Origin of the sequence: Synechococcus sp. OH2, assembly GCF_047462155.1 — a bacterium.
Lineage (GTDB): Bacteria > Cyanobacteriota > Cyanobacteriia > Thermostichales > Thermostichaceae > Thermostichus.
Map to the genome: position 1 here is coordinate 1 of NZ_JANSIR010000042.1, position 3,595 is coordinate 3,595.

Consider the following 3,595-nt stretch of genomic DNA (forward strand, 5'->3'; position numbering starts at 1 on the left):
TTGGTCACCATGAACCGTTCGGCTACCTGACAGATAGAGGTCTGACCTACCTGATAAGCTGCTACAACTCTTTGCCGTAGATCCAAAGAATGGGTTAGCATCTCTTCCTCCCTCTTAAAACCTGTACCCCATCTTAAATTAACAGGCTGTATCGGCTTCATCTTTTGGAACTTGTTCCAGAGGAGGTAGGGCAGCGAAGAAAGATCTGTTCAGCGCTACAGCAATTTTCTTTCGCCAACTGTGCAAGATCCCACCTTTGTAAACAAGTTGAGGGACAAGCCTTTTTTGAGAGGATGAGAGATAGTTGACCGCAAGCTTCCTCTTAGCAGAGAACTCCGAGCCCAGAGGAAAGTCTTGGCTGGCTGATAACCTCAATATTAGCTTATAGAGTGCAAGAAACCTGCACTCTAAGCTCTTCTCAAGAGGAGAGCCCCCCTTTGCAATTATTGCGAATTGTTACGAGGCTGGCGTTATGCCCCCAGCAGGGATCCGGTTCTCTGGTAGAACGGGAAACAGGCGCTGGGGAAGAATGCCCATTCCCGGCCCACTTGCTTTTTTGCATTGCACAAGGGAGAGCGACTGCATGTTTACTCTGGTTAAGCCCATCACCCGCCACGTGACCCCTGCTGAGCTGGGGGGGCGCCGACTGATGAAGGTGGTGTACGTGGTGTTGGAGCCGCAGTATCAGAGTGCCCTGACGGCGGCGGTGCAGCGCATCAATGCCCAGAACCCCAAGCTGGCGGTGGAGCTGTCTGGCTACTTGGTGGAAGAGCTGCGGGATCCCGCGGGATATGAGGCTTTCCGGCGGGATCTGGAGACGGCCAATGTCTTTATCGGCTCCTTGATCTTCATTGAGGACATTGCCCAGAAGGTGGTACAGGCAGTAGAACCCCTGCGGGAGCGGCTGGATGCGGTGGTGGTGTTCCCCTCCATGCCAGAGGTGATGCGCCTTAATAAGCTGGGATCCTTTTCCATGGCGCAACTGGGCCAATCCAAGAGCGCCATTGCCCAGTTCATGCGCAAGCGCCAACAGGGATCCAACTTCCAAGAGGGGATGCTGAAGCTGCTGCAGACGCTGCCCAAGGTGTTGAAGTACCTGCCCTTCGACAAGGCCCAGGATGCCCGCAACTTCATGCTCAGCTTCCAGTACTGGCTGGGCGGATCCCGCGAGAACCTGGAGAACTTTTTGCTGATGCTGGCGGATCGCTACCTGCCGGGGATGCGGGGACAGCTCTCCTTTGCCGAGCCAGTCACCTATTTGGAGATGGGCATTTGGCACCCGCTGGCGCCGCAGATGTTTGCCAGCCTGGCAGAGTATTGGGATTGGTACAATGCCCGCGAGGATCTGCCGGAAGACGTGAAGGATCCCCTGGCTCCCTGCGTGGGGCTGGTGCTGCAGCGCACCCACCTGGTGACGGGGGACGATGCCCACTACGTGGCCATGGTGCAGGAGTTGGAGTCGCGGGGGGCGCGGGTGGTGCCGGTGTTTGCCGGCGGCTTGGACTTCTCCAAGCCGGTGAACGAGTTTTTCTGGAATGAGCAGAAGACGGCGCCAATTGTGGATGTGGTGGTGTCGCTGACGGGGTTTGCCCTGGTGGGCGGGCCGGCGCGGCAGGATCACCCCAAGGCCGTGGAGACGCTGCAACGGCTCAATCGCCCCTACATGGTGGCGCTGCCCTTGGTGTTTCAATCCACAGAGGAATGGGCCACTAGTGACTTAGGCCTGCACCCGGTGCAGGTGGCGCTGCAGATTGCCATTCCTGAGCTGGATGGGGCCATCGATCCCATCATCCTCTCGGGCCGGGACGCCGCCACCGGCAAGGCCCATGCTCTGCAGGATCGGATTGAGCTGATCGCGGCGCGGGCCATCAAGTGGGCCAATCTGCGGCGCAAGCCCAAGCTGGAGAAGAAAATTGCCATCACCGTCTTCAGCTTCCCGCCGGACAAGGGCAATGTGGGGACAGCAGCCTACTTAGATGTGTTTGCTTCCATCCACCGCGTCATGCAGGCGCTGGCCCACAACGGCTATGACCTGGGGCCAGAGCTGCCCAAAACGCCGCAGGAGTTGATGGAGGCCATCCTGCACGATGCCCAGGCCCAGTACGCCAGCCCGGAGCTGAACGTGGCTGCCAAGCTGTCGGTGCGGGAATACGAGGCCCTGACGCCCTATGTCAAAGCCATTGAAAAATATTGGGGGCCACCCCCAGGGCACCTGAACACCGACGGGCAAAATCTGCTGATTTACGGCAAGCACTTTGGCAACGTGTTCATCGGGGTGCAGCCCACGTTTGGCTACGAAGGGGATCCCATGCGGCTGCTTTTTTCTAGATCGGCCAGCCCCCACCACGGTTTTGCCGCCTACTACACCTATTTGGAGAAAGTGTGGGGAGCCGATGTGGTGGTGCACTTTGGCACCCATGGCTCTTTGGAGTTCATGCCCGGTAAGCAAATTGGCATGTCGGGCGAGTGCTACCCGGATAATTTGATTGGATCCCTGCCCAACCTGTACTACTACGCCGCCAACAATCCCAGCGAGGCCACCATTGCCAAGCGGCGCGGCTACGCTTGCACCATCAGCTACCTAACACCGCCGGCAGAGAATGCCGGCCTCTACAAGGGTCTGCAGGAGCTGCGGGAGCTGATTGGCTCTTACCAAACCCTGCGGGAGGGGGCACGGGGCGTTGCCATTGTCAACGCCATCTGTGACAAGGCGCGCCTGGTCAACCTGGACAAGGATGTGGAGCTGCCAGAGGGGGATGCTGCCCAGCTGACTCTGGAAGAACGGGACACAGTGGTGGGCCAGCTCTACGCCAAGCTGATGGAGATTGAGTCGCGGCTATTGCCCTGTGGTCTGCATGTCATCGGGGCGCCCCCTACCGCAGAGGAAGCCATCGCCACGCTGGTCAGCATCGCCAGCATTGACCGCCCAGAAGAAGGGATCCTTGGCCTGCCTCGCATTATTGCCCAGAGCCTAGGCCGGGATATCGACGAGATCTACCGCAACCGGGATCGGGGGCACCTGGCGGATACGGAGCTGCTGGATCGCATCAACAAGGCCTGCCACAAGGCAGTGGCGGCCCTGGTGCAGGAGCAAACCGACGCCCAGGGGCGGGTCTCCAGGGTAGCTAAGCTCAACTTCTTCAACATGGGACGGCAGGCGCCCTGGCTGGTGGCCCTGAAGGAGGCGGGCTATCCCCAGGTGGATGCAGAGCTGCTCAAGCCTCTGTTTGAGTTTTTGGAAGAGTGCCTTAAGCAAATTACGGCTGACTACGAGCTGGGATCGCTGCTGCGGGCCTTGGAAGGGGAGTACATCCTGCCGGGGCCCGGCGGGGATCCCATCCGCAACCCCAATGTGTTGCCGACGGGGCGCAACATCCATGCTCTAGATCCCCAGTCCATCCCCACCGCAGCGGCCATTAAGTCAGCGGAGATCGTGGTGGAGCGGCTGCTAGCCCGCGAGTTGAGCGCCAACGGCGGCAGGTACCCGGAAACCATCTCGGTGATGCTCTGGGGCACGGACAACATCAAGACTTATGGGGAATCGCTGGCCCAGGTGCTCTGCCTTCTGGGAGTGCGTCCCAAGCCGGATGCTCTG

2 protein-coding genes and 1 pseudogene are annotated in these 3,595 nt (G+C 59.4%); 1 reads left to right on the forward strand and 2 read right to left on the reverse strand.

Annotated features, from left to right (window positions below):
• Together NW835_RS03130 and NW835_RS03135 are read right to left on the reverse strand one after the other, a co-directional pair.
• Positions 1-101: pseudogene (locus tag NW835_RS03130) on the reverse strand (IS630 family transposase); the annotation flags it as partial.
• Between the two features lie 37 nt (positions 102-138).
• Positions 139-375 (reverse strand): NotI family restriction endonuclease, encoded by a 237-nt coding sequence (locus NW835_RS03135; RefSeq protein ID WP_414414498.1) that lies wholly within the window; start codon positions 373-375, stop codon positions 139-141.
• A 208-nt stretch (positions 376-583) separates the two neighbouring features.
• On the opposite strand from NW835_RS03135, the gene NW835_RS03140 reads away from it, so the two are divergent.
• Positions 584-3,595 (forward strand): magnesium chelatase subunit H (locus NW835_RS03140; protein ID WP_414414499.1); only part of this gene is annotated, 3,012 nt, incomplete at its 3' end.